The organism is Serratia sp. 2880STDY5682894 (assembly GCF_001537385.1).
Classification (GTDB): Bacteria; Pseudomonadota; Gammaproteobacteria; order Enterobacterales; family Enterobacteriaceae; genus Serratia; species Serratia nevei.
In genome coordinates, this window is sequence record NZ_FCJA01000006.1 from 199,221 (window position 1) to 225,469 (window position 26,249).

The window sequence follows — 26,249 nt, forward strand, 5'->3', positions numbered from 1 at the left end:
TGAACCGGCGCGGAGCAAGACTCCCCGTTTGATGAGCAAACGGGTTTTTTTGACCGCAATTTTAAGTTGGAAAAATTTTCCAATAAATTAAGGAGAGCATCACATGGCAATTATGCGAGCGGTAGACGCGGCAATGCACGTGCTGGAAAAAGAAGGGATCACCACCGCGTTCGGCGTGCCCGGCGCGGCGATCAACCCGTTCTACGATGCGATGCGGCGGCACGGCGGCATCAAACACTACCTGGCGCGGCACGTGGAAGGGGCCTCGCACATGGCGGAAGGTTACACCCGCGCCGCCGCCGGCAACATCGGCGTGTGCATCGGCACCTCCGGCCCGGCGGGCACCGACATGATCACCGGCCTTTACTCCGCCTCCGCCGACTCGATCCCGATCCTGTGCATCACCGGCCAGGCGCCGCGTGCGCGTTTGCACAAAGAAGATTTTCAGGCGGTAGACATCGAATCGATCGCCAAGCCGGTGACCAAGATGGCGGTCACCGTGCAGGAACCGGCGCTGGTGCCGCGCGTGCTGCAGCAGGCGTTCCACCTGATGCGCTCCGGCCGGCCGGGCCCGGTGCTGATCGACCTGCCTTTCGACGTGCAGATGGCGGAGATCGAGTTTGATCCGGACACCTACTCTTCACTGCCCGCCTATAAGCCGACGGCCACCCAGGCGCAGATCGACAAAGCGCTGGATCTGCTGTGCGCGGCGAAAAAACCGCTGATCATCGCCGGCGGCGGCATTCACAACGCCGACGCGGCGGATTTGCTGCAGCAGCTGGCGGAGATCTGCAACGTGCCGGTGATCCCGACCTTGATGGGCTGGGGCGCCATTCCGGACGATCACCCGCTGATGGCGGGCATGGCGGGCCTGCAAACCTCGCACCGCTACGGCAACGCCAACCTGCTGGATTCGGATCTGGTGTTTGGCATCGGCAACCGCTGGGCCAACCGCCACACCGGCTCGGTGGATAAGTACACCGCCGGGCGCAAGGTGGTGCACATCGATATTGAGCCGACGCAGATTGGCCGGGTGATCTGCCCGGATCTGGGCATCGTCTCCGACGCGCGCATCGCGCTGCAAATGCTGGTGGATACGGCAAAGCGCCGCTTCGAGCGCGGCGAGTTGCCGAATCGCGACGCCTGGTGCGCCGCCTGTCTGCAGCGCAAGCAAACGCTGCTGCGCAAAACCCACTTCGACAACGTGCCGGTCAAGCCGCAGCGGGTGTATGAAGAGATGAACCGCGCCTTTGGCCGCGATGCCTGCTACGTCACCACCATCGGGCTGTCGCAGATTGCCGCCGCGCAAATGCTGCACGTTTTCGAACCGCGTCACTGGATCAACGCCGGCCAGGCCGGCCCGCTGGGCTGGACGCTGCCTGCGGCGCTGGGCGTATGCGCCGCCGATCCGCAGCGCAAGGTGGTCGCGCTGTCGGGCGACTATGATTTCCAATTTATGATTGAAGAGCTGGCGGTCGGCGCACAGTTCAAGCTGCCCTATATCCACGTGCTGGTGAACAACGCCTATCTGGGGCTGATCCGCCAGGCGCAGCGCGGGTTCGACATGGATTACTGCGTGCAGCTGTCGTTTGAAAACATTAACAATGCGGAGATTGGCGAGTACGGCGTCGATCACGTCAAGGTGGCGGAAGGGCTGGGCTGCAAGGCGCTGCGGGTGTTCAAACCGGAAGAGATTGCGCCGGCGTTTCGTCAGGCCCAGGAGCTGATGCAGCAGCACCGGGTGCCGGTGGTGGTGGAAATCATCCTGGAGCGCGTCACCAATATTTCCATGGGCACCGAGCTGGATAACGTCAACGAGTTCGAACCGGTGGCGGCAACGCCGGAAGACGCGCCGACCTCGGTCAACTTCTTTGATTACCGTTGAGGAACCTTACCATGCCGAAATTTTCAGCCAACCTGTCCATGCTGTTCACCGAAGTCGATTTCATGCAGCGCTTCCGCCGGGCGAAGGAGCAGGGCTTCAGCGCGGTGGAATATATGTTCCCCTATGACTACCCGATCGCCGCGCTGCGCAGCGAACTGGAGGCGCATCGCCTGAGCCAGGTGCTGTTCAACCTGCCGGCCGGCGACTGGGCGGCGGGCGAACGGGGCATCGCCTGCTTGCCGGGGCGCGAAGCGGAGTTCCGCGACGGCGTCGGGCGCGCGATCGAGTATGCGCAGGCGCTGGGCTGCGATCGCATCAACTGCCTGATCGGCAATCCGGATCCCGCCGTCGGCCGCCACGCCACCGACGAACGGGTGAAGGAGAACCTGAGCTACGCCGCCGACGCTCTGGCGCGGCAGAATATCCGTCTGCTGATCGAACCGATCAACCGTTACGACATGCCGCAGTTCTACCTGCAAACCTCCCGGCAGGCGATCGAACTGATCGAGGCGATCGGCAGCCCCAACCTGTATCTGCAGTACGACCTTTACCACATGCAGCGCATGGAGGGAGAGCTGACGCAGACCCTTGAGCGCCTGCTGGCGAAGATCGACCACATTCAGGTCGCCGACAATCCGGGGCGGCACGAGCCGGGCACCGGTGAAATCAACTGCGAGTTTATCTTCGCGCAGCTGGATCGCATGGGTTATCGCGGCTGGATCGGCTGTGAATACAAACCGCTCACCACCACGGAAAGCGGCCTGTCATGGATTAAAAAATACCTGTCTTGAGGAGATGAAAATGAAAGTGGGATTTATCGGTCTGGGCATCATGGGCGCGCCGATGGCGGAAAAACTGCTGGCGGGTGGGCACACGCTTTACGCCCACACCCGGCATGAGGTGCCGGCGGCACTGTTGCAGCAAGGGGCCATCGCCTGCCGCGATCCGCAGCAGGTGGCGGATGAGGCGGACGTGATCTTTATCATGGTGCCGGATACGCCGCAGGTGGAAGAGGTGCTGTTCGGTGAACGCGGCTGCGCCGCCGGCAAGCTGAACGGCAAAGTGGTGGTGGACATGAGCTCCATTTCACCGCTGGAGACCAAGCGATTCGCGCAGCGTATCAACCAGCTGGGCGCCCAGTATCTGGACGCGCCGGTTTCCGGCGGCGAAGTGGGTGCCAAACAGGGCACGCTGACCATCATGGTGGGCGGCGAGGAAGCGACCTTCGAACGGGTGCAGCCACTGCTGGCGCTGATGGGCAAGAACATCACGCTGATCGGCGGCAACGGCGACGGGCAAACCTGCAAGGTCGCCAACCAGATCATCGTGGCGTTGACCATCGAAGCGGTCTCCGAGGCGCTGGTCTTCGCCTCGCGCGCCGGCGCCGATCCGGCCCGGGTGCGCGAAGCCCTGATGGGCGGTTTCGCCTCGTCGCGCATTCTGGAGGTGCACGGTGAGCGGATGATCAAGCGGGCGTTCGCGCCGGGGTTCCGCATCTCGCTGCACCAGAAGGATCTCAACCTGGCGCTGCAGGGCGCGAAGGCGCTGGCGCTCAGCCTGCCGAATACCGCCACCTGCCAGGAGCTGTTCAACGTCTGCGCCGCCAATGGCGACGGCGAGCTGGATCACTCCGCGCTGGTGCGTGCGCTGGAAATCATGGGCAACCACCGGGTGGCCGGCTAAGAGCACCCCCGGCATTTGATTTGCCGGCTTATCGTTAGAATCAGAGATGTTCGACATTAATAACGCCCTCTTTATGATAAATAAAGAGGGTCCCCGCCAATCCAATAAAAAATGATTCAGCACAATAAAAAGTAAAAAGCAGGATGCCAACCGAGGAGACACTGAATATGGCAACCGATAATGCTGTTATTGATAAAGATATTCTTACCGCCCCTGACAAAAACCGTTTATATCGAAAAATCGCCTGGCGCATTATGCCCATTTTATTAGTGAGCTATATCGTCGGTTATCTCGATCGGGTTGGGATCTCGTTTTCGAAATTTCAAATGATGCCCGATATTCTGAACGGCAATGTCTCGATGGCCGAAGCCGTTTACGGGCTGGGCGCCGGGGTGTTTTTCATCGGCTATATCATCGCCGGGGTACCCAGTAACATTCTGCTGAGCCGCTACGGCGCCAGAAAGATCATCGCGCTGCTGATGGTGGTGTGGGGGGCGATTTCGATGCTGAGCATCTTTATCACCAATCCCTGGCAATTCTACCTGGCGCGTTTCCTGCTGGGGCTGGCGGAGGCCGGCTTCTACCCCGGCGTGATCCTCTATCTGACGCTGTGGTTCCCGTCCAGCCAGCGCGCCAAGATGACCGCGCTGTTCGTGTGTGGCATCCCGGTCAGCAACATCATCGGCGGCCCGCTGTGCGGGTGGATCATCGAGCACATGAACGGCCTGATGAACCTCTCCGGCTGGCAGTGGCTGTTCTTTATCAGCGGCCCGCGCGCGCTGCTGATCGCCGTCGTCATCTTCTGTTTCCTGGATAATACCTATCAGAGCGCCAAGTGGCTCAGCCCGCAGGAGAAGGCGCTGATCAAAGAGGATATGGCGCAGAGCGCGCCGCGCCAGGGCGGTGCCGGCGGGCAGGAATGGACGATGAAAAGCATGCTGAGATCGTCCGCGTTCACCAAAATGTGGCTGATTTGCTTCTGCACCGTGATGGGCCAGGGCGGGCTGGCGTTTTGGGTTCCGACCATCATTCGCGACACCGGCGTGACCTCGGTGATGGATATCGGGTTGCTGACCATGCTGCCGTACATGCTGGCGGTGGTGGCGATGCTGGTGGCCGCGCGCAGTTCGGACAAGCATCGCGAGCGGCGCTGGCACATCATCGTGCCGTTCTGCATCGCCGCGGTGTCGCTGATCTTTATCGGCCTGTTCCCGGACAACAAGCACGTGGTGATGGCGGCGCTGTGCGTGGCGGTGGCGTCGAGCCTGGTGCCGTCGCCGCTGTTCTGGAGCCTGCCGAACGCCATTTTTACCGGCACCTGCGCCGCGGCGGGCATTGCGCTCATCAATTCCATCGCCAATATCGGCGGTTTTATTTCGCCTTATATCATCGGCTATTTCAAACAGCTGACCCACAGCAATTTGGCGGCGATGTGCGTCTTGTCGACAATGATGATACTGGGGGCGATATTAACCTACAGCGTGCCGGCGAAATGGGTCAATAAATAACACTTCCCATTATCTTCATTAAATAGTCGGCAACAGTTTTATTTTATTTCGCCATGCATTTCTCATCTGATTATTTCAGCGGGGGAAGGCATGGCCATTTTTTATTTCATCTCGAATAAAGGAGGCATCATGAAAATTGTTATTGCACCGGATTCATTTAAAGAAAGCGTCAGCGCGGAGCGGGCGGCGCGGGCGATCGCGCGCGGCTTTCACGAGGTTTATCCCGATGCCGAGTGCGTCTGCCTGCCGATCGCCGACGGTGGCGAAGGCACGGTGGACGCGCTGGTGGCCGCCACCGGCGGGCGCAAAGTGAGCGTGGCTGCCACGGGGCCGCTGGGGGAACGGGTGGCGGCGTTTTACGGCGTCAGCGGCGACGGCAAGACGGCGGTGATCGAAATGGCGGCGGCCAGCGGGTTAATGCTGACGCCGGCCGAGCGCCGTAACCCGCTGCTGGCGACCAGCTACGGTACCGGCGAACTGATCCTGCATGCGCTGGATCAGGGCATTCGCCACCTGATCCTCGGCATCGGCGGCAGCGCCACGGTGGATGGCGGCGTCGGCATGGTGCAGGCGCTGGGCGGGCGCTTCTACCGCCCGGACGGCAAGGCGCTGCCGTGGGGCGGCGGCGAGCTGGCGACGCTGAGCGGAATCGATCTCAGTACGCTGGATGCGCGCCTGCGGCAGTGCCGGATTGAGGTCGCCTGCGACGTAGACAATCCGCTGGTGGGGCCGCGTGGCGCGGCGGTGGTGTTCGGGCCGCAGAAGGGTGCGACGGCAGCGATGGTGGCGCAGTTGGAACAGGGCCTGACGCAGTATGCCGAGGTGATCCGCCAGAGTACCGGCCGCGACGTGCGGCACGTCGCCGGCGGCGGGGCGGCGGGCGGCATGGGGATCGCCTGCCAGGTGTTTCTCGGCGCAACGCTGAAGCCGGGCATCGAGATCGTGATGGCGGCGCTGGGCCTGGAGCAGGCGCTGGCGGAGGCCGATCTGCTGGTCACCGGCGAAGGGCGCATCGACAGCCAAACGCTGGGCGGCAAGGCGCTGTCCGGCGTCGCTCGTCTGGCGCGCGCGCGCGGCCTGCCGGTCATCGCGCTGGCCGGCGTGGTGGAGGACGGGGCGGAGGCGCTGCACGCGCAGGGGATCGACGCGATGTTCAGTATTCTGCCGCGCCTGAGTACGCTGGCGGTCGCGCTGTCGCAAGGGGAACTCAACCTGCAGCGCAGCGCCGCCAACGTCGCCCGCGCGATGCGCATCGGCCGGCGATTGGGATAAATAAAAAAGAAGGCCACGCTGCGCGAGCAGGTGGCCTTGGTTTTGGCGGCGAAGCGCTTACGGCTCGACGTCGCGGTTGCAGTCCTTGGAGTAGATATAGCTGAAGGTTTCCTGGCCCACCGCATAGCCCGCCTGTTGCACATAGGCGCCCATGAAGATGTAGTCGCCTTGCTTCACCGGCATCCATTCATTGTCCAGGTTGTACACGCCGGCACCGCTGAGAATGTAGGCGCCATGCTCCTGCACGTGGGTCTCGATGTAGCCGTGGCTGGCGCCGGGGGCGAAGGAGAGGATGTGCATGTTCATGTCGAAGCCCAGATCTTTCGGCAGCAGATCCTGCAGGATCACCTCGCTCATGCCCTCGTAGTGGATCTGCTCCAGGTTGGCGACGTTGTTGCTGACCACGTGCGCCTCGTAACCCTTGATGCGCTGATAGCGGCGCTTGTAGAGGAACAGGCGGCTGGATTGGCCGCCGTTGGCGTTTTCCAACCGCATCGTGACGCCCGCCGGGCAGTAAAGGTAGCCGCCGGCGGTCAGCGGGTAGTCGGTGGCGTCGGCGGAAGCGGTGATGGCGCCGTCGATGACGTACACGAAGGTTTCGAGCTCTTCGCCGCCAAAGCCTTTGGTGTTGCGGCCGCAGTCGTGCAGCGTCACCAGATAATCGACGAAGGTGGCACCCAGTTTCGGCGTCGACAAGATGGTGACGTCGCAGTTTTCAAAACCGGGAATGACGTTGCGCACCAGGCCGTTCGGCGGGATCAGCGCATAGTTGCCGCGTTTGATGATGGCGCGCGTTGACAGAATGTCGGTTGGATAACCGGTTTGATTGTTGAAGTAACCCACGTTGATTCTCCTGATCGTTGAAAGGGCGCCGCGGCGGCGCCCGGTAAAAAAGCGCCGTCAGGCCTCGGTGGCCGTTCGGGCTGCCGTAGTGCGTTTCATCAAGACGTTGACGGTGAAGAAAATGGCGGTGCCCACCAGCAGGATGGCGGCGGAGATGTAAAAGCCCATCACCTTGGAGCCGGTGCTGTCGGAGATCACGCCGGTGAGGAAGGGGGCGATCACCGACGAGGACATGCCGAAGAAGTTGAACACGCCGAAGCTGGTGCCATAGCCTTTCTTCGGCGCGTTGTCGGCGACGAAGGAGATCATGATCGGATCGACCGCCAGCTTACCCAGCAACCCGTACAGGATCAGGCTGATCAGCAGCATGGTGGAGTCCGGCGAAATGACGGTGCAAACCAGCATCACCGCCGCGCACAGCTCGAGGAAAATGATCAGCTGCACCTTCTTGTTGCGGAAACGGTCGGACATGCGGCTGAAGAACAGCGCGCCCGGCACCGACGCGAACGCCACCAGGGCGGAGGAGAAGCCGATGGCCACCCCTTCAAAGCCGCGCTCTTGCTGCAGGAACGAGGGCAGCCAGGTGACTATCATGTAGTAGCCGTAGCAGGTGGCGAAGTACATTGCGTAGGCGGAGATCATGCGCAGGCTGAACAGGCCGCTGGCCTGGCCGTCCTCTTCGGGCTCGGCAGCCGTCGGCGCAGCGGTCTGGCTGACGGCCGCCGGGGCTTGAGGCTGCGAGCCTTTGATGACCACGGCGAACACCAGCGTCATCACCACCAGCAGGCCGGTGATGATGAACAGCATGATCTGCCAGTTCATGTTGAAGCTTTTCACCAGCAGGCTGGAGGCGATCAGGCCGATGGCCATGCCGAGCGCCGAGCCGCTGTTGATCACCGCGGTCGCCAGGCCACGGCGTTCCAGCGGGATATTCTCCGACGACAGGGAGTAGGCCGAGCCGTAATAAGAGCCGCAGCCCATGCCCGCCAGCAGGCTGCCGGCATAGACCATGGTCAGGCTGGTGGCGTTGCCGATCAGCAGCGTGGCGATGATGAACAGGCAGAAGCCCGGGATCAGCACCACCTTCTTGCCGAATTTGTCCACCAGGATGCCCGCCGGGATCTGCATCCCGGTGTAGGCGAAGAAGTAGAAGCTGGCGATCAGCCCCATTTCCGCATTGGAGTGCGCGCCGATGGTTTGTTGGATCTCGGGGAAGATCGGCGTCAGGACGGTGCGATAGATCCAGATCACCGCCCAGCCCAGACAGAGCACGACGACGATCTTTTTCCAGTAGCGCGGGTCGATGTCGTTGCTCATGCCTCGGCCCCCTGTTCGGTGTAGGCCAGCTGATACAGCGTCTGCGCCAGGATTTTCACCCCTTCGTTCAGATCGGCGACGGCGGTTTTTTCCGCCGGGTTATGGCTGATGCCGGCGATGCTCGGCACGAACATCATCACCGTCGGCACGCGCGGGGCGAAGATTTGCGAGTCGTGCCCGGCGCCGCTGTGCATCATGCGGTAATTCAGCCGCTGCGTTTCGCACAGGCGGCTGACGCAGGCCACCAGCTGTTCGTTCATCGGGATCGGCGCTTCGTCCATCCACAGATCGATCTCGGCCTCGATGCCCATCTCGGCGCAGATGCGCTGGATATCCTGCTCGATCTCCTGCGTGAAGCGCAGCAGCGCGGCCTGATCGGTGTGGCGGCAGTCGAGGGTGAAGTGAGTAAAGCCCGGCACCACGTTGACGGTGTTCGGCTTCGGCTCCACCTTGCCGAAGGTCAGCACCAGCGGATCGCCCTCGGCGCGCGCCTTGGCGATCGATTCGCAGCAGATGCGGCTGAAGGCATGCACGGTATCCCGGCGGTAACTCATCGGGGTGGTGCCGGCGTGGTTGGCTTCGCCCTGCAGCCGCACGTCATAACGCCGTTGGCCGACGATGCTGGTCACCACGCCGATGGTTTTGCCTTCGGTTTCCAGCACCTTGCCCTGCTCGATGTGGATCTCGACGAAGGCCGCGATGTCGCTGCGCAGCGGCTGATGCGGCGGAGGGAAATCGAAACCGGCGTCGCGCATGGCGTTGACGAAGCCGACGCCCTTGGCGTCCGTAATGTGCTGCACGTCTTCCCGCCGGGCCAGGCCGACGATGTTCTTGCTGCCCCAGAACACATAAGGGAAGCGGCTGCCTTCTTCTTCCGCCAGCGCGATGACTTCCAGGCTGCGCAGCGGCGGGCCGTAGGTGTCCTTGAGGTGTTTGATCGCCATGAAGGCGGCTTCGATACCGAACTGGCCGTCGAGGTTGCCGCCGTTGACCACCGTGTCGATGTGCGAACCGGAGAGAATCACCTGGTCGGGGTATTTGCTGCCCTCCAGTCGGCCGAACAGGTTGCCGACCGCATCAAAATGGGTGCTCAGCCCGGCGGCCTCGAAGGTATTTTTCAACGCGTGCTGCGCTTCGATCCATTCCGGAGTATAAAGCAGACGTGTCATGCCGCCGCTGGGATCGGCGCCGATTTTCGATAACCAGCCGGAAATATCACGGATTTCTTGTTGGAAGTCTTTCATTTTTACCTGCCCGCATGTTGTGTCTCAGCGGCGATGCGGCCAGGGCTGATGCTATTCGCCGCCGGCCGGCCTATTGCGCTGAGCGCGCTGATGAAGGTTTTCTTTTTTCTCCCCGGCTCTGACATATCAACCGCGAGCCGCGGCGTAAAAAGCCCACGATAATAAGAGTGCGTTAACTGGCGAAGGGATCTTTATGGTCGTAAGAACGCTGGTAAATAGCATTTGAAATTAAGTATTGATAAATATCGTCGACGATTTCGATACCGTTTTTCTCGCTTTCCATTTCACGCGCATGGCTGTTCTGCCCTGGATAAAGCACTTTGCTGACGCCCGGCGCCGGCTTAACGGCATTCAATTCTTTCATGACCTGGCTGATATTTTTACGGAATGCGGATTCGTTGGTGAAATAACCCGGGTTCAGAACGATATGCAATTGGCCCAATTCCCGGCCGGCGCTGAGATCGTGATACATCGAGCTGACGTGTTTGCCGAACGGCAGGCCGAGCAAAATGCCCGACAGCACGTCGACCATCATCATCAGGCCGTAGCCTTTCGGCCCGGCGATCGGCAGCAGCCCGCTGACGGCGAACGGATCGGTGGTGTGCTTGCCCTCGGCGTCCACCGCCCAGGTATCCGGGATGGCGGCGTTGCGCGAGCGGGCGTCCAGCACTTTGCCCCAGGCCTGTACGGTGGTGGCCATATCGAAGGTGATCAGCTCGTCGCCTTCGCCCGGCGCGGAGAAGGCGATGGGGTTGGTGCCGTAGTAGACTTCGGCGCCGCCGTACGGCACCACCATCGGATCGGACTGGCACAGCGAAATGCCGATCATGCCGGCGCGCGCCGCCTGTTGCACGAAGTACGACAGTGCCCCGCTGTGGCCGATGCGGCGTACGCCCACCACCGCCACGCCGTTCTCTTTCGCCATCTCGATGGCGCGATCCATGCTCAGCTTGGCCGCCACGTGCCCGGCGCCGTTGTCGCCGTCGAAAATGGCGCTGCAGGGACCGGTTTTTTCAAAGGTGAAATGCGGGTGATTGTTGGTGCCGCCTTTGCTGATGCGTTCGGAATAGTATTCGACCCTGACCGCGCCGTGAGAATGAATGCCGCGCGCATCGGCATGAACCAGCACGTCGGCGACGATGCCGGCGTGTTCCTGGCTCAGGCCGGCGGCGTGAATTTTTTGCTGGATAAGCTGATGTAATTGTTGTTTAGAGACCTTCATATACAGTCCTTTTATCACTACGGTTTATTTAATTCGCCTCTGCGTTGTAATGTATAAATACCGGGTGGGAATAATGTGATCCAGATGCGTTTTATCCGATTGGATTAAAAATTCGTTGAATTAAATCTCCATTGTTAGAAGTTTTTTTATAAATGCTTTTTTTGTCTGGATTAACTAATATTCAGGCGATTAAGTTATTTTTTCTAACAATAGATAAAGTGTGACCATACTCACCTCTGGGCGTGGTTTTAATTTGTAGCTTGATCATTAACCTTTTCGCTGGATTCAATGCGTCGCCGCGCCGCCGGTGCGGGAAATATTGCCGATATTATTAAATGCTGTCTTAAGGATATCACCATGATCCATGCTTTTATTAAAAAGGGGAGCTTTCAGGATTCCGTCAGCCTGATGTTGATCTCCCGCAAACTCAGTGAATCTCCCAAGGTCGAGGAAATATCCGTCATGATGGGGACACCGGCCAATAAATCCTTATTGGAGGTGACCGGTTTCTGGCACCCGCAGTTTAGCGAAGCGACGCCGAACGATATTTGCGTGGCGATCAAAGCGGAGTCCGCCGACGAGACGATCGCCGAGGAGATCGGCGCGGCGCTGGAGACGGCGCTCAAGGCGATTGCGCAGGGGAGCCAGGGCGGCAAAAAACTGCTGCGGGCGCGCAGCTGGCGCACCGCCAGGCAGAAGCTGCCCGCCGCCAATCTGGCGCTGATCTCGATCGCCGGCGAATACGCGGCGGAGCTGGCGGATAGCGCGCTGGAAGACGGCTGCAACGTGATGATGTTCTCCGACAACGTCAGCGTGGCGCAGGAAGTGGCGCTGAAAACCAAGGCGCGCGAGCGCGGGCTGATCGTGATGGGGCCGGACTGCGGCACCGCCTGCATCGCCGGCGCGCCGCTGGCGTTCGCCAACGTGGCGCCTGCCGGATCTATCGGCGTGGTGGGCGCCTCCGGCACCGGCATTCAGGAGCTTATTTCGCAAATTACCCTGGCAGGCCAGGGCATCTCGCACGCCATTGGCCTCGGCGGGCGGGATTTGACGGCGGAGATCGGCGGCATCAGCGCCATCAGCGCGCTGCGCATGCTGGCAGCGGATCCGCAGAGTCTTGTGCTGGCGTTCGTGTCCAAACCGCCGGCACCCGAGGTGCGCCAACGGGTGATCGACGAGATGAAAGCGCTCGGCAAGCCGGTGGTGGCGCTGTTCCTCGGCGCGCAGTCCGCCGTGCGCCAGGAGGGCAACATCACGTTCGCCGCCACGCTGGATGAAGCGGCGCGGCTGGCGGCGATGCTGGGCTGCGTGCAGCAACAGGCGGCGCAGCAGCCTGCGGTGCCTGGCGGCAAAATCGCCGGGCTGTACGCCGGCGGCACGCTGGCGGCCGAATGCGCGATGCTGCTGGCGGAAAAACTGTCCCTGCCGGTGGATAGCGAACACCCGCGCGGCGCCATGCTGGTGGCCGACGACCATCGCATCATCGACATGGGCGATGACTTTTATACCCAGGGGCGCCCGCACCCGATGATTGACCCGACCGCCCGCAATCAAGAAATCGCCCGCCTGGCGCAGCAGCCGCAGACCGGCGTGTTGCTGCTGGACGTGGTGATCGGCTTCGGCGCTCAGGACGATCCGGCGGCGTCGCTGGCGGCTGAGGTGGCCAACGTGCGCGCGGCGCGCGGCGCGGCCCACCCGCTGGCGGCAATCGCCACCGTCACCGGCACCGAACAGGATCCGCAGCAGCGCTCGCGGCAAATCGCCACCCTGCAGGAAGCCGGCATCGCGGTGATGCCGTCGCTGCCGGCGGCGGTCGCGCTGGCGCATCAGCTGATTACCCCCGTCTTACCCGCACCCGAACGCGAACGGCCGGCCTTGCTGGACGGCGTCGCGGTGATCAACGCCGGGCTGCGCAGCTTCGCCGATGACCTGCAAACCAGCGACATTCCGGTGGTGCATTACCAGTGGGCGCCGGTAGCCGGTGGCGATCAACGATTAGCCAACATCTTGAAAAAATTAAAGTAAGGAACCGCTATGTACGCAACGATTGAGCAAGCAAACGCCGCCGTTATCGCCCGTATCCGCGAGGCGCGCCCGCACTGGCAGGATGTGGATCTGGCGCACCGCTTGATCCCGCAGCTGGCCGAAGGGCGCAAGCTGCTGCATGCCGGCCCGCCGGTCACCTGGCAAGAGATGAGCGGCCCGGTGCGCGGCGCCTGCATCGGTGCCTGCCTGTTCGAAGGCTGGGCGCAGGATGAGCAGCAGGCGCTGGCGCTGCTGGCGCAGGGGGAAATCGAGTTTATCCCGTGCCACAGCGTGAGCGCGGTGGGGCCGATGGGCGGCATCACCTCGGCCCACATGCCGATGGTGGTGGTCAGGAACACCGTTCACGGCAATTACGCCTACTGCAACATGAACGAAGGTATCGGCAAAGTGATGCGCTTCGGCGCCTACGGCGAGGACGTGCAGCAGCGCCTGCGCTGGATGCGCGACTCGCTGGCCCCGGTGCTGAAAGCGGTGCTGGCGACGCTGGAGGAAGGGATCGATCTGACCGCGCTGATGGCGCAGGCGATCAGCATGGGGGACGAATTCCACCAGCGCAATATCGCGGCCTCGGCGCTGCTGATGCGCAGGCTGGCGCCGGAGATCAGCCTGCTGCCGCGCGATAAGGCGGAGCTGGCGCAGGTGATGCAGTTCCTCAGCATCACCGATCAGTTCTTCCTCAATCTGGCGATGGCCTACTGCAAGGCGGCGATGGACGCCGGGGCGGAGATTGAGCAGGGCACCATCGTCACGGTAATGACCCGCAACGGCAAGAATTTCGGCATCAAGATCAGTGGGATGGGCGATCGTTGGTTCACCGCGCCGGTGAACACGCCGGAAGGGCTGTTCTTCTCCGGCTTCAGCCAGGCGGACGCCAACCCGGACATCGGCGACAGCGCGATCACCGAAACCTTCGGCATTGGCGGCGCGGCGATGGTGGCGGCACCGGGCGTGACGCGCTTCGTCGGGGCTTCCGGCGGCATGAGCGCCGCCACCGACATCTCCGAGGAGATGGCGGAAATCTACCTCGAACGCAACATGATGCTGCAGATCCCGACCTGGGACTTCCAGGGCGCCTGCCTGGGGCTGGATGCCCGGCGGGTGGTGGAAACCGGCATCACGCCGCTGATCAACACCGGCATCGCCCACCGCGAAGCCGGGGTCGGGCAAATTGGCGCCGGCACGGTGCGTGCACCGCTCGGCTGCTTCGAGAAAGCGATCGAAGCGCTGGCCGACAAGCTCGGCATTACGGCGTAAGCGAACGGAGGCGCATATGGACATTATCGCGTTGGCCGGCAGCCGCCATGCGACGCAGGATTACGGCGCGCTGCGCTGCGTCGGCAGCTTCAACAACGCGATCAATTTCCTGACGGAAAACGCACGGCTGCTGACGCTGCACCGCGCCGGCAGCGGCCTGAGCCCGATGGGGTGGCAGCTCGGCGCGCGGGATTTCGATCGCGTGCGGCGTGCGGTGCCGTCCGTACGACGCTGCGCTTTCTCCGCCGCAGGCATCACGTTGGGTGCGCTCTTGGTGCGGCCCGCCGCGGCGGCGCGGGATCTGGCGCTGGCGCCGCGTGCGGCCATTGCCGATCGGCCGCTGACGGCGGTATTGCAGCGCTGCACGGCGCAGTGCGGGTTGCACGGCGAGCTGGGCCGATTGGTGAGGCAGCCGTTAACGCCGGAGCCGGCCGCGCTGGTGCGGGATTTTTCCCGTTGGCTGCGGGGCGACATGGTCGACTGGCACCAGGCGCTGGGCAAGGGGCCGGGGCTGACGCCGAGCAACGACGACACCTTGCTCGGCCTGCTGCTGAGCGCCCACCTCGACAGCCGCATCCCGGTTAGCGGGCTGGCGCCGTTTTTCGCCCAGACGCTACCGCTGGACGCGCTGACCACGCTGGTGAGCGCGCACTACCTGCGTTACGCCGAGCAGGGCCTGTTCGCCACGCCGCTGCATGCGTTGGCGCAGGGGCTGCGGGCGCCTGAAGGCGTATCGGCGGCGGTGGCGGCGGTGCTGAGCCTGGGGCACTTCTCGGGAGCGGACACGCTGCTGGGCGTGTGGCTGGGGGTGACGACGATTAACGCACTGTGCGGCGCGCGGTGTGAACACGAGGGCCGGATCGCGGATCCGGCCGGGACGGTATGATTTCAACTACGGGTGCAAACCATGAAAACCTTGGTCATTGCGTTGGGCGGCAACGCCCTGTTGCAGCGCGGAGCCGTGCTCTCTGCGGAAAATCAGTATAAGAGCATCGCCCTCATCGCCGACGCCATCGGCAAGCTGGCGCAGAAATACCGCATTGCCATCGTACACGGCAACGGGCCGCAGGTGGGGCTGCTGGCGTTGCAGAACCTGGCGTACCGCGATGTGCCGCCCTATCCGCTGGATATTCTGGTGGCCGAAAGCCAGGGCATGATCGGCTATATGCTGGCGCAGCAGTTGAGCGCCAGCCATCCGCAGCAGCCGGTGTCCACGCTGCTGACGCGGGTGCTGGTGGATGCGCAGGATGCGGATTATCAGGCGCCGAGCAAGTTCATCGGGCCGGTGTATGCGCCGGAACAGCGGCAGGCGCTGGAGGCCAAATACGGCTGGACGCTGAAGGCGGACGGCAACTACATCCGCCGGGTGGTGCCTTCGCCGGCGCCGCAAAAGATCCTCGACATCGAGGCGATCACGCTGCTGCTGTCGCAGCGGCACATCGTGATCTGCAACGGCGGCGGCGGTATCCCGATGATCGCCGGCGAGCATGGGCTGACGGGCAGCGAAGCGGTGATCGACAAAGATCTGGCGGCGGCGCTGTTGGCGGAGCAGGTGGGGGCCGATCATCTGGTGATCCTCACCGATGCCGACGCGGTGTACCAGGAGTGGGGCACGCCGCGCCAGCGCGCTATCCGGCGCGCCACCACGCAGGAACTGGCGCCGATGGCGGTGGCGGACGGCGCCATGGGGCCGAAGATCATGGCGGTCAGCCGCTTCGTCGATCGCACCGGGCGGACGGCTCATATCGGTGGCCTGCAGGATATCGACGCGGTGCTGGCGGGCCAGGCCGGCACCTCTATTTTGCCTTAGCCGCCGTCGGTTTATCCGCGCCCGCGCTGGCGCGGATAAGTATGCCTAAATGGCATGATTTCAATAATTTTTATTCATTTCATGATGTTGCTCGCCTTGGCTAGAGTAAAAACACCCCCGTATTTACCGTCAAAAATTTGTCATTTTTATTTGCGACTATGCTTTTTGAAATGACATTTCGGCCAAGGATTGTTATGGATTCGCTCAGTGTTGATGAACTCGCCCAGAAGAAGGATCGCTGGTATCGCATTGTGGAGGAGATGTTGGCGGAAGCCGGCGTCGCCATCAACGGCCCGCGCGCCTGGGATATCCGGGTGCACAACCCGGCGCTGTTCAAACGCATTTTGCAGGAAGGCTCGCTCGGTTTTGGCGAAGGCTATATGGACGGCTGGTGGGAGTGCGAACGGCTGGACATGCTGTTCACCCGCATTCTGCAGGCCGGCGTCGATGAGCGGCTGCCGAAAAGCCTGAGCGACATCGCGCGCGTCGCCTATGCCCGGTTGTTCAACCGCCAATCGCGCAAGCGCGCCTGGCAGGTGGGCAAAGAGCACTACGACATCGGCAACGACCTGTTCCGGGCGATGCTCGATCCTTACATGCAATACTCCTGCGGCTACTGGAAAGAGGCGCAGACGCTCGAGCAGGCGCAGCAGGCCAAGCTGCGGATGATCTGCGAAAAACTGCAGCTGAAACCGGGCATGACGCTGCTGGATATCGGCTGCGGCTGGGGCGGGTTGGCGCAGTTTGCGGCGCAAAACTACGGCGTCTCGGTGCACGGCGTGACCATTTCCGCCGAGCAGCAGAAGCTGGCGCAGGCACGCTGCGCGGGGCTGGACGTCGAGATCTTGCTGCAGGACTACCGCGATCTGGATCGCCAGTTCGATCGCATCGTATCGGTCGGCATGTTCGAGCACGTCGGGCCGAAAAACTATGAGACCTATTTCAGCGTCGCGGCGCGCAACCTGAAGCCGGATGGCCTGTTCCTGCTGCACACCATCGGTTCCAATCAGACCGATCTCAACGTCGACGCCTGGATAGACAAATACATCTTCCCCAACGGCTGCCTGCCTTCGGTGCGGCATATCGCCGAGGCCAGCGAAGGGCGTTTTGTGATTGAGGATTGGCACAACTTTGGCGCCGATTACGATCGCACGCTGATGGCCTGGCTGGAGAACTTCAAACGGGCGTGGCCAGAGTTGGCCGGCGGCTATTCCGAGCGCTTCGAACGCATGTTCACTTATTACCTGAACGCCTGCGCCGGCGCGTTCCGTTCGCGCAATATTCAGCTGTGGCAGGTGTTGTTCAGCCCGGCGGGCGTGGAAGGTGGGGTGCGGGTCTATCGCTGATATCCCCGTCATATTTCAAGCTGCATCTGTGTTGGCTGCGTTTGCGCGCCCCGCTCGCTTACTTGAGTAAGCTCCCGGGGACTTACAAACTTGCCGCCTTGATGCAACTCGAACTATTTAGGGGATACCCTTCAATATTTACTTTGGGACAACAGATATACCCAATGGATTTCCAGTTGCGTCCAGGCGGCAAACGTGACAAACCCCAGGAGCTTAGATAACTAAGTGACTGGGGTTCGAACATGCAGCCGATAACGATGCGGCTGGAAAGAAGAAGGGTATATCAGTACAGCAGGGAGTATAGCTGGCGGCGATACTTAGCGGCCAGCGCGTCGCCGGTGCCGAGCGCGGCCAGAATGTCCATCAGAGTCTTGCGCGCGTTGCCGTTGGCGGCGGCCAGATCTTTCTTCAGATGCCCCATCAGCAGCTCCAGCGCTTCTTCGTTACGCCCGACCTGATGCAGCTGCAGCGCCAGCTGCACTGCCAGCTCGACGTTGTCCGGCTGCTGCTGCACCTGCTGTTGCAGCTGTTGGATTTCCGGGGTGTCCGCCGCCTGCTTCAACAGTTCAATCTGCGCCACCAGGCCCTGATAGCGGGTATCGCGATCCTGCAGCGGGATGGTTGCCAGCACCGCTTCGGCGTCTTCGCTGCGGCTGAGCGCGATCTGGGTTTCGGCCAGGGTCAGGCCGATGTCGCTGCGCTGTTGGCTACTCTGCCAGGCGTCTTTCAGCAGCGGCAGCGCTTCGGCGGCGTTGCCGGCGGCCAGCAGTTCCTGCGCCTGCGCCAGTTTCAGGTCTTCTTCCTTCGGCAGGAAACGCTGCAGCAAGTCGCGGATCGCTTCTTCGGGCTGCGGGCCCTGGAAGCCGTCGACCGGCTGGCCGTCTTTGAACAGGTAGACCGTCGGAATGGAGCGCAGCCCGAATTGGGAGGCGATCATCTGTTCGGCGTCGCAGTCCACCTTGGCCAGAATAAACTGACCGGCGTATTCCGCCGCCAGCTTGTCCAGCACCGGCGTGAGCTGCAGGCAGTGTTGGCTGCGCTCGGACCAGAAGTAGAACAGCACCGGAATGGACATCGATTGTTCCAGCGTCTGGTGCAGGTTAGTTTCGTTAATATCAACAACAGCTTGAGCTAGCATCTTTTTTCTCTCTGATCGTGCGGAGCCATGGGGTGTAGATGGGGGCGCGCCGCCATTCTTCAACCCCGGCGGGCGAATTAAGCGTTGCTGCGCAGCAGCCAATCCAGACAGCGGCCCGGCAGAATGCGGCGCAGCACGCTCATGGCGTGCGCCAGCAGGGTCACCGGGTAGCGCAGTTTGGCGCGCGGGCTTTCCAGCGCGTGGCGCAGCTTGGGCAGAATGGCCTCCGGCGGCAGCGTCAGGCGCTTGGCGATGCCGGGGTTGTGCACCGGCTTGTCGCTCTGTGCCTGGTTGACGTTCTGGCTAAAGTGGGTAGAAATCGGCCCCGGTTCGATCAGGCTGACCTGAATGCCGCTGCCGTGCAGCTCCATGCGCAGCGCGTCCGACCAGGCCTCCAACGCGAACTTGCTGGCGGCGTAGGCGCCGCGCCCGGCGCTGGAGACCAGCCCCATCACCGAGCTGGTCTGGATAATGCGCCCTTCGCCGTGCGGCAGCATTGCCGGCAACAGCAGCTGGGTCAGCTGGTGGGTGCCGAACAGGTTGGTGGCGAACTGCCGCTCCAGCTGGCTGCGCGAAATGCGGCTGAGCGGGCCGTAAACGCCGAAGCCGCCGTTGTTGAACAGGCCGTACAGGCGGCCACCGGTCAGCGCGATCACCTCGGCGGCGGCGCGCTCGACGCTGGCGCTGTCGTCCAGATCCAGCTCGATGCCTTCCAGCCCGAGCTGGCGCATGTTTTCCACGTCCTGCGGTTTGCGGCAGGCGGCCAGCACCCGATAGCCGCGGTTGCGCAGATCCTGCGCCGCAATCAGTCCAATCCCGCTGGAGCAGCCGGTTATCAATACTGCTTTTTGCATAACTTTACCTAGTGTACGACCCTAATTTAGTTAGACTCATGTTTTACTAGCGGTTCCAGGCGCTCCGCCATCCAGGTGGCGATAAACGGCTGGGCGTCCCCATTGGGGTGCAATCCGTCATCCTGCATCCATTCCGGCTTCACCACCACCTGTTCCATATAGAACGGCAGCAGCGGAATGTTGAACTGCTTGGCCAGCGCCGGGTAAACGGCGCTGAACGCCTCGGTATAGCGGCGGCCGTAGTTCGGCGGGATGCGGATCTGCATCAGCAGCGGCTGTGCGCCGGCCTGCTGCACCTGTGTGATGATCTGGCCGAGATCGCGCTGTACGTCCTGCGCCGGGAAACCGCGCAGGCCGTCGTTGGCGCCCAGCTCGATCAGCACCCAGCGCGGCTGATGCTGTTTCAGCAGCGCGGGCAGACGCGCCAGCCCCTGTGCGGCGGTGTCGCCGCTGATGCTGGCGTTGACCAGCTGTGGCGCGCCCGGTTTTTTCTGCCACTGTTCGGCCAACAGCGTCGGCCAGGCCCGCTCGATCGGCAGGCGGTAGCCGGCGCTTAAACTGTCGCCCAAAATCAACAAGGTATCGGCGGCGACAGCGCGTAAACTGAATAATCCCAACAGCAAAAGGAAGGGAAGATGCCAGCGGAAAACGTTCTTGAAGTTCATCATCTTAGTAAACACGTTGGTCAGGGTGAGCATCAGCTCACCATCCTTACCGGAGTCGAGCTGCTTGTCAAACCCGCGCAGACGATCGCCCTGATCGGCGAATCCGGATCGGGGAAATCGACCCTGCTGGGCATTTTGGCCGGGCTGGATGACGGCAGCGAGGGCGAGGTGCGCCTGCTCGGCGAGTCGTTGACCGCGTTGGACGAAGAGGGCCGCGCCGCGCTGCGCGCCAGGAACGTCGGCTTCGTGTTTCAGTCGTTCATGCTGGTGCCGACGCTGAACGCGCTGGAAAACGTGCAGCTGCCGGCGCTGCTGCGCGGCGAGAGCGACAGGCAAAGCCGCGAGCAGGCGGTGCAGCTGCTGGAACAGCTGGGATTGGGCAAACGGCTCGATCACCTGCCGGCGCAGCTGTCCGGCGGCGAGCAGCAGCGCGTGGCGCTGGCGCGCGCCTTCAGCGGCCGGCCGCGGGTGCTGTTCGCCGATGAACCGACCGGCAACCTCGATCGTCAGACCGGCGATCGCATCGCCGACCTGCTGTTTTCCCTCAATCGCGATTTTGACACCACCCTGATCCTGGTGACCCATGACGAAACCCTGGCGGCGCGCTGCCAGCGGCGGCTGCGGCTGCGCGAAGGCAAGCTGTGGGAGGAAGCATGATCTGGCGCTGGTTCTGGCGCGAATGGCGCTCGCCGTCGCTGCTGATCGTTTGGCTGGCGCTGACGCTCTCCGTGGCCTGCGTGCTGGCGCTGGGCAGCATCAGCGATCGTATGGACAAAGGGCTCAGCCAACAGAGCCGCGACTTTATCGCCGGCGATCGGGTGCTGCGCAGCGCGCATCCGGTGCCGGAAGGCTGGCTGCTGGACGCGCAGCAGCAGGGGCTGAAACTGAGCCGTCAGCTGTCGTTCACCACCATGACCTATGCCGGCGATCGGCCGCAGCTGGCGGACGTGAAAGCCACCGATCTGGCCTATCCGCTGTACGGCAAGCTGGAAACGCGCCCGGCCAACATCAAGCCCGAACCGGGCAGCGTGCTGGTGGCACCGCGTCTGCTGGCGCTGCTGAACGTGAAAGTCGGGGATTCGCTCGAGGTGGGCGACACCACGCTGCGCATCGCCGGTGAAATCATTCAGGAGCCGGACGCCGGCTTCAACCCGTTCCAGACCGCGCCGCGCATCATGATCAACCTGGCGGACGTCGATAAGACCGGCGCGGTGCAGCCGGGCAGCCGCCTGACCTACCGCTATATGTTCGCCGGCGCCGAGCCGGATATTCAACGTTACGAAGAACGGCTGACGCCGCAGTTGACGCCGGATCAGCGCTGGTTCGGGCTGCAGGAGTCCGGCAGCGCGCTCGGCAAGTCGCTGCAGCGATCCCAACAGTTCCTGCTGTTGTCGGCCCTGCTGACGCTGCTGTTGTCGATCGCCGCCGTGGCGGTGGCGATGAGCCACTATTGCCGCAGCCGCTACGATCTGATCGCGGTGCTGAAAACCCTCGGCGCCGGGCGCGGCGCGCTGCGTAAGCTGATCGTCGGCCAGTGGCTGGCGGTGATGGCGCTGGCGGCGGTGTGCGGCGGGGCGATCGGGCTGGCGTTCGAAGCGCTGTTGATTCGCCTGCTGAAACCGGTGTTACCGGCCGCATTGCCTGCCGCCGGCGCCTGGCCGTGGCTGTGGGCGCTCGGCGCGCTGGTGCTGATTTCACTCCTGGTCGGGCTGCGGCCGTACCGTCAGCTGCTGGCTACCCAACCGCTGCGGGTGCTGCGCCGCGACGTGGTGGCCAACGTCTGGCCGCTGCGCTACTTCCTGCCGGTGACGGCGGCGGTCGTGGTGGCGCTGCTGGTGACGCTGATGGGGGCCAGCACGCTGCTGTGGGCGATCCTGGCCGGTATGGCGGTGCTGGCGCTGCTGCTGGGCGGCATCGGCTGGGGCAGCCTGTTGTTGCTGCGCCGCATCACGCTCAAGAGCCTGGCGCTGCGGCTGGCGGTTAACCGCCTGCTGCATCAGCCGTGGGTGACCATCAGCCAGCTGGCGGCATTTTCGCTGTCGTTCATGCTGTTGGCGCTGCTGTTGGTGCTGCGCGGCGATCTGCTCGAACGCTGGCAGCAACAGCTGCCGCCGGACAGCCCGAACTATTTCCTGCTCAACATGACCGAGGCGCAGGTGCCGCAGGTGAAAACCTTCCTGCAGCAGCACCAGATCAAGCCGGAAACCTATTATCCGATCGTCCGGGTGCGCCTGACCGAGATAAACCAGCAGCTGGCGACCGAGCGGGTGCATGAAGACGATCCGGGCGGCGAGGCGGTGAACCGCGAGCTGAACCTGACCTGGCTGGCCGATCTGCCGGATCATAATCCGCTGGTGGCGGGCAGCTGGCCGCCGAAAAGCGGCGAAGTCTCGATGGATGAAGGCATTGCCGGGCGGCTGAAGATCAAGCTGGGCGACACGCTGACCTTCAGCGGCGATACCCAGGCGTTCAGCGCCAAGGTCACCAGTCTGCGCCAGGTGGATTGGGAAAGCCTGAAGCCGAACTTTTACTTTATCTTCCCGCCGGGCGCGCTGGACGGCCAGCCGCAGACCTGGCTTACCAGCTTCCGCTACGACGGCGACGGCCAGATGCTGACCCAGCTCAACCGCCAGTTTCCGACGCTCAGCCTGCTGGACATCGGCGCGATCCTGAAACAGGTCGGCGGCGTGCTGCAGCAGGTCAGCCGCGCGCTGGAGGTGATGGTGGTGCTGGTGGTGTTGTGCGGTGGCCTGCTGCTGCTGGCGCAGGTGCAGGTCGGCATGCGTCAGCGCCGCCAGGAGCTGGTGGTGTATCGCACGCTGGGGGCCGGCAAACGGCTGCTGCGCCGCACGCTGTGGTGCGAGTTCGCCCTGCTGGGGCTGGTGGCGGGCATCGCGGCGGCGGTGGGCGCCGAGGCGGCGCTGTGGCTGCTGCAGAGCCGGGTATTCGACTTCCCGTGGACGCCGACGCCGGTGCTGTGGTGGGCGTTGCCGCTGGCCAGTGCGCTGCTGCTGTCGCTGTGCGGCGGCTGGCTGGGCGTGCGCCTGCTGCGCGGCCGGGCGCTGTTCCGCAGCTATGAGGGGTGATGTTGACTTAGCGGGATGAAAAAAGGGGTTAGCCTAAGGCTAACCCCTTTTACTTTCGGCGGCGGCGCTTTAGGCCAGCTTCTGCTGTGCCCAGGCCAGCCCGCTTTGGTATTCGCCCGGCAGCAGCGGCGCCAGCGCCTGCAGCGCCTGACGCAGATCGGCGGCGCTCGGGTCGTTCAGATTGAGGTGGCCGACCTTGCGGCCCGGGCGCACCTCTTTCTCATACCAGTGCAGATGCACCAGCGGCAGCGACAGCCACTGTTCGTTGACGGCGGTGCCGATCAGGTTGACCATCACCGACGGCGTGCTCACCACCGGCTGCGGCAACGGCAGGCCAAGGATGGCGCGCAGATGCAGTTCGAACTGGCTGATGGACGCGCCGTTTTGCGTCCAGTGGCCGCTGTTGTGCACGCGCGGCGCCAGTTCGTTAATCAGCAGCCGATCGCCGACGATAAAGCACTCCATCGCCATCACGCCGACGTAGTTCAGCTCGTTCAGGATCGCCGCCAGCATCTGCTCGGCCTGTTGCTGCAGCGCCGGGTTGGGCTGCGGCAGCGCCACGCTGGTGCGCAGGATGCCGTCTTCATGCAGGTTGTGGGTCAGCGGGTAGAATACCGAACGGCCGTCGTGGCCGCGCGCGCCCACCAGCGACACTTCGCCGGAGAAATTGATGCCTTGCTCGACGATGCACTCGCCATAGGCGTCGGCCGGCAGTTCGGCTTCCTGGCCCGGGCGCAAGCGCCATTGGCCGCGGCCGTCATAGCCGCCGACCCGGCGTTTGACGATCGCCAGCTCGCCCAGCGAAGTGAATACCTGCGGCCATTCGGCGGCGCTCGCCAGCAGCTGCCACGGCGCGGTCGCCAGGCCGAGCTGGTCGAGCAGCTGTTTTTGCGTCAGGCGATCGGCCAGGCGCGGGAAGATGTCGCGGTTGACGAAGGCGCTGTGGGTCGCCAGTTCACGCGTTAGCGCGGTTTCCGGCCAGCGTTCGATCTCGGCGGTAATGACGCTGTTCTGATACGGCACCGCCTCGGGCTCGGCATCGATGCCGATGGGGTAAACGGCGATGCCCAGCGGTTCGCCGGCCTGGCGCAGCATGCGCCCCAGCTGGCCGTTGCCCAGTACGCAAACCGGCTTCATGCGTCCTCCCGCGGATCGGGGTGGTTCAACACCTCTTCGGTCTGCGCCCGACGCCAGTCCGCCAAACGCTGCGCCAGCGCGGCGTCGTGCAGCGCCAGGATCTGCATCGCCAGCAGCCCGGCGTTGGCGGCGCCGGCTTTGCCGATCGCCAGCGTGCCCACCGGAATGCCGCGCGGCATCTGTACGATGGAGTAGAGGCTGTCTACGCCGCTCAGCGCGGCGCTTTGCACCGGCACACCCAGCACCGGCACCAGGGTTTTCGCCGCCAGCATGCCCGGCAGGTGCGCCGCACCGCCGGCGCCGGCGATGATCACGTCAAAGCCGTTGGCGGTAGCCTGCTCGGCGAAGCTGAACAGCTTGTCCGGCGTACGGTGGGCGGAAACGACTTCGACATGGAAGGGGACTTCGAGCTGGGTCAGGACTTCGGCGGCGAACTGCATGGTGGCCCAGTCACTTTTCGATCCCATTACAATTGCGATTTTCGCCCCGGTAGTGGCGGCTGAAGCGGCGTTGGCTCCCATGGGTGTAAGGCTCCTGTGATTTGTCTGGCGTCGGCTGAGGGCCGAATGAGGGCGTAGAGCATACCATGAGCGCACGGCGAGGAAAACGGTTGCGTCGCCGGTTTTCACCGCCGAAAGCGCGAATTTTCACTCGCGCGCCAGTCCGGGGCTCAGAATGGGAATTGGATCAGCTCGACGGCGTCGGCGCTGACTTTGACCATCGATCCTTCGACGTGCCAGGCGCCCAGCACCGCGCGATGGGCTTCGCCGTTGCTCAACGCCAGCCGGTGCACCGCCGGGCGATGGGTATGGCCGTGGATCATCCAGTGCACGTCGTGGCGCAGCATCGTCTGTTCGACTGCCTGCGGGTTGACGTCCATGATGGCTTCCGACTTGTACTGGTTGGATTGCTGGCTGCGGGCGCGCATGTTGGCGGCGATCTTCAGTCGCCAGCGCAGCGGCAGCGCCAGGAACAATTTTTGAATCAGCGGGTTGTGCACTTTACGGCGGAATTGCTGATAGGCCTGATCGTCGGTGCACAGGGTGTCGCCGTGCAGGATCAGGATCCTGCGGCCGTACAGCTCCAGCACTTTCTCTTCCGGCAGCAGCTGCATGCCGCTGGCGCGGGCGAAGCGCTTGCCGAGCAGAAAATCGCGGTTGCCGTGGATGAAGTAGCAGGGCACGCCGGCCTGTTGCAGCGCTTTCAGCGCCGCGGCGATCTCCGCGTGCAGCGGATCGGGATCGTCGTCGCCGATCCAGGCTTCAAACAGGTCGCCGAGGATGTACAGCGCGTCGGCGTGAACTGCTTCGCGCCGTAAAAAACGCAGAAAACCGGCAGTGATTGCCGGTTCCTGTGCGCACAAGTGCAGATCTGCGATGAACAGCGTACTCATGCAGCCGCGATTACTCGCTGACGGTCACGCTGTTGATCACGACGTCTTCTACCGGTACGTCCTGGTGCATGCCGCTGCGGCCGGTTTTCACGCCTTTGATTTTGTTGACCACGTCCATGCCTTCAACCACTTCAGCGAACACGCAGTAGCCCCAGCCCTGCACGTTTTCGCCGCGGAAGTTCAGGAAGTCGTTGTCAGCCACGTTGATGAAGAACTGTGCGGTGGCGGAGTGCGGATCGTTGGTGCGCGCCATTGCCAGGGTGCCGATGGTGTTTTTCAGACCGTTGTTGGCTTCGTTCTTGATGGTCGCGTTGGTCGCTTTCTGGTTCATGCCCGGCTCGAAACCGCCGCCCTGGATCATGAAGCCGTTGATCACACGGTGGAAGATGGTGTTGTCGTAGAAACCGGCGCGGCAGTAGTTCAGGAAGTTTTCAACGGTAACCGGCGCTTTGTCAGCAAAGGTCTTGATAACGATATCGCCGTGATTGGTGTGGAAAGTAACCATAGTTTTAATCCTAACAAGGTGAAGTGAGACGTCACGTAAAG

Annotated in this window: 23 protein-coding genes; 12 read left to right on the plus strand and 11 right to left on the minus strand. The window is 62.9% G+C overall.

Features of this window, described 5'->3' with window-relative positions; genetic code table 11:
• Window positions 1-103: 103 nt before the first annotated feature.
• The 5 genes from gcl to AWX27_RS15350 all read left to right on the plus strand — a co-directional run bounded on the left by gcl (window position 104) and on the right by AWX27_RS15350 (window position 6,348).
• Window positions 104-1,885 (plus strand): glyoxylate carboligase, encoded by a 1,782-nt coding sequence (gcl, locus tag AWX27_RS15330; RefSeq protein WP_060423486.1) that lies wholly within the window; start codon window positions 104-106, stop codon window positions 1,883-1,885.
• A gap of 11 nt (window positions 1,886-1,896) precedes the next feature.
• The gene (hyi, locus tag AWX27_RS15335) at window positions 1,897-2,676 is read left to right on the plus strand and encodes a hydroxypyruvate isomerase (protein WP_033647243.1); all 780 of its coding nucleotides are present in this window, start codon (window positions 1,897-1,899) and stop codon (window positions 2,674-2,676) included.
• Between the two features lie 10 nt (window positions 2,677-2,686).
• The gene (gene glxR / locus AWX27_RS15340; protein WP_033647242.1) at window positions 2,687-3,568 is read left to right on the plus strand and encodes a 2-hydroxy-3-oxopropionate reductase; all 882 of its coding nucleotides are present in this window, start codon (window positions 2,687-2,689) and stop codon (window positions 3,566-3,568) included.
• 254 nt (window positions 3,569-3,822) lie between these two features.
• On the plus strand, window positions 3,823-5,076 hold the full coding sequence (locus AWX27_RS15345) for an MFS transporter (protein WP_204275857.1): 1,254 nt from the start codon (window positions 3,823-3,825) through the stop codon (window positions 5,074-5,076).
• A gap of 129 nt (window positions 5,077-5,205) precedes the next feature.
• A complete protein-coding gene (locus tag AWX27_RS15350) occupies window positions 5,206-6,348 on the plus strand; it encodes a glycerate kinase (RefSeq protein ID WP_060423711.1) in 1,143 nt (380 codons plus the stop codon).
• Window positions 6,349-6,405: 57 nt separating this feature from the next.
• Here the strand turns inward: AWX27_RS15350 and allE are convergent, their stop codons facing one another.
• From allE to allD, 4 genes are all read right to left on the minus strand, one after another.
• Window positions 6,406-7,191, minus strand: coding sequence for a (S)-ureidoglycine aminohydrolase (allE, locus tag AWX27_RS15355; RefSeq protein WP_060423489.1), 786 nt, complete (start codon window positions 7,189-7,191; stop codon window positions 6,406-6,408).
• Between the two features lie 57 nt (window positions 7,192-7,248).
• Window positions 7,249-8,508 (minus strand): MFS transporter, encoded by a 1,260-nt coding sequence (locus AWX27_RS15360; RefSeq protein WP_043146764.1) that lies wholly within the window; start codon window positions 8,506-8,508, stop codon window positions 7,249-7,251.
• Window positions 8,505-9,752, minus strand: a complete 1,248-nt coding sequence (gene allC / locus AWX27_RS15365) for an allantoate deiminase (RefSeq protein ID WP_060423491.1) — start codon at window positions 9,750-9,752, stop codon at window positions 8,505-8,507. The genes AWX27_RS15360 and allC overlap by 4 nt, the downstream gene beginning before the upstream one ends.
• A 172-nt stretch (window positions 9,753-9,924) precedes the next feature.
• Window positions 9,925-10,974 carry an ureidoglycolate dehydrogenase gene (gene allD / locus AWX27_RS15370; protein ID WP_060423493.1) on the minus strand — a complete coding sequence of 350 codons (1,050 nt, stop codon included), beginning with the start codon at window positions 10,972-10,974 and terminating at the stop codon, window positions 9,925-9,927.
• 357 nt (window positions 10,975-11,331) lie between these two features.
• On the opposite strand from allD, the gene AWX27_RS15375 reads away from it, so the two are divergent.
• The 5 genes from AWX27_RS15375 (at window position 11,332) to cfa (ending at window position 17,430) form a co-directional block, all read left to right on the plus strand.
• Window positions 11,332-12,999, plus strand: coding sequence for an acyl-CoA synthetase FdrA (locus AWX27_RS15375; RefSeq protein ID WP_060423496.1), 1,668 nt, complete (start codon window positions 11,332-11,334; stop codon window positions 12,997-12,999).
• A 9-nt stretch (window positions 13,000-13,008) separates the two neighbouring features.
• A complete protein-coding gene (locus AWX27_RS15380; RefSeq protein ID WP_055312589.1) occupies window positions 13,009-14,274 on the plus strand; it encodes a YlbE family protein in 1,266 nt (421 codons plus the stop codon).
• Window positions 14,275-14,290: 16 nt separating this feature from the next.
• On the plus strand, window positions 14,291-15,160 hold the full coding sequence (locus tag AWX27_RS15385) for an oxamate carbamoyltransferase subunit AllH family protein (protein WP_060423499.1): 870 nt from the start codon (window positions 14,291-14,293) through the stop codon (window positions 15,158-15,160).
• A gap of 21 nt (window positions 15,161-15,181) precedes the next feature.
• Window positions 15,182-16,084: a carbamate kinase gene (locus tag AWX27_RS15390; RefSeq protein WP_047025725.1), complete on the plus strand. Its 903-nt coding sequence runs from the start codon at window positions 15,182-15,184 to the stop codon at window positions 16,082-16,084.
• Window positions 16,085-16,278: 194 nt separating this feature from the next.
• Window positions 16,279-17,430, plus strand: a complete 1,152-nt coding sequence (cfa, locus tag AWX27_RS15395; RefSeq protein ID WP_060423502.1) for a cyclopropane fatty acyl phospholipid synthase — start codon at window positions 16,279-16,281, stop codon at window positions 17,428-17,430.
• Between the two features lie 283 nt (window positions 17,431-17,713).
• On the opposite strand, the gene AWX27_RS15400 is transcribed toward cfa, so the two are convergent.
• The 3 genes from AWX27_RS15400 to tesA form a co-directional block, all read right to left on the minus strand.
• Window positions 17,714-18,568 carry a co-chaperone YbbN gene (locus tag AWX27_RS15400; RefSeq protein WP_025160052.1) on the minus strand — a complete coding sequence of 285 codons (855 nt, stop codon included), beginning with the start codon at window positions 18,566-18,568 and terminating at the stop codon, window positions 17,714-17,716.
• A 77-nt stretch (window positions 18,569-18,645) separates the two neighbouring features.
• Window positions 18,646-19,422 carry an SDR family oxidoreductase gene (locus AWX27_RS15405; protein ID WP_060423505.1) on the minus strand — a complete coding sequence of 259 codons (777 nt, stop codon included), beginning with the start codon at window positions 19,420-19,422 and terminating at the stop codon, window positions 18,646-18,648.
• Between the two features lie 26 nt (window positions 19,423-19,448).
• Window positions 19,449-20,087, minus strand: coding sequence for a multifunctional acyl-CoA thioesterase I/protease I/lysophospholipase L1 (gene tesA, locus AWX27_RS15410; protein WP_164268474.1), 639 nt, complete (start codon window positions 20,085-20,087; stop codon window positions 19,449-19,451).
• Between tesA and ybbA the strand changes: the two genes are divergently transcribed.
• Window positions 20,058-20,744: a putative ABC transporter ATP-binding protein YbbA gene (ybbA, locus tag AWX27_RS15415; RefSeq protein ID WP_004940192.1), complete on the plus strand. Its 687-nt coding sequence runs from the start codon at window positions 20,058-20,060 to the stop codon at window positions 20,742-20,744. The two genes, tesA and ybbA, sit on opposite strands and share 30 nt — an antisense overlap.
• Window positions 20,741-23,173 carry a putative ABC transporter permease subunit YbbP gene (ybbP, locus tag AWX27_RS15420; RefSeq protein WP_060423509.1) on the plus strand — a complete coding sequence of 811 codons (2,433 nt, stop codon included), beginning with the start codon at window positions 20,741-20,743 and terminating at the stop codon, window positions 23,171-23,173. Before ybbA ends, ybbP begins: the two co-directional genes overlap by 4 nt.
• A gap of 69 nt (window positions 23,174-23,242) precedes the next feature.
• On the opposite strand, the gene purK is transcribed toward ybbP, so the two are convergent.
• From purK to ppiB, 4 genes are all read right to left on the minus strand, one after another.
• Window positions 23,243-24,310, minus strand: a complete 1,068-nt coding sequence (gene purK / locus AWX27_RS15425; protein WP_060423511.1) for a 5-(carboxyamino)imidazole ribonucleotide synthase — start codon at window positions 24,308-24,310, stop codon at window positions 23,243-23,245.
• Window positions 24,307-24,831 (minus strand): 5-(carboxyamino)imidazole ribonucleotide mutase, encoded by a 525-nt coding sequence (gene purE / locus AWX27_RS15430; RefSeq protein WP_060423515.1) that lies wholly within the window; start codon window positions 24,829-24,831, stop codon window positions 24,307-24,309. Before purE ends, purK begins: the two co-directional genes overlap by 4 nt.
• 149 nt (window positions 24,832-24,980) lie before the next feature.
• Window positions 24,981-25,703: a UDP-2,3-diacylglucosamine diphosphatase gene (locus tag AWX27_RS15435; RefSeq protein WP_060423519.1), complete on the minus strand. Its 723-nt coding sequence runs from the start codon at window positions 25,701-25,703 to the stop codon at window positions 24,981-24,983.
• 10 nt (window positions 25,704-25,713) lie between these two features.
• The gene (gene ppiB / locus AWX27_RS15440) at window positions 25,714-26,208 is read right to left on the minus strand and encodes a peptidylprolyl isomerase B (RefSeq protein WP_004940183.1); all 495 of its coding nucleotides are present in this window, start codon (window positions 26,206-26,208) and stop codon (window positions 25,714-25,716) included.
• Window positions 26,209-26,249: the final 41 nt, after the last annotated feature.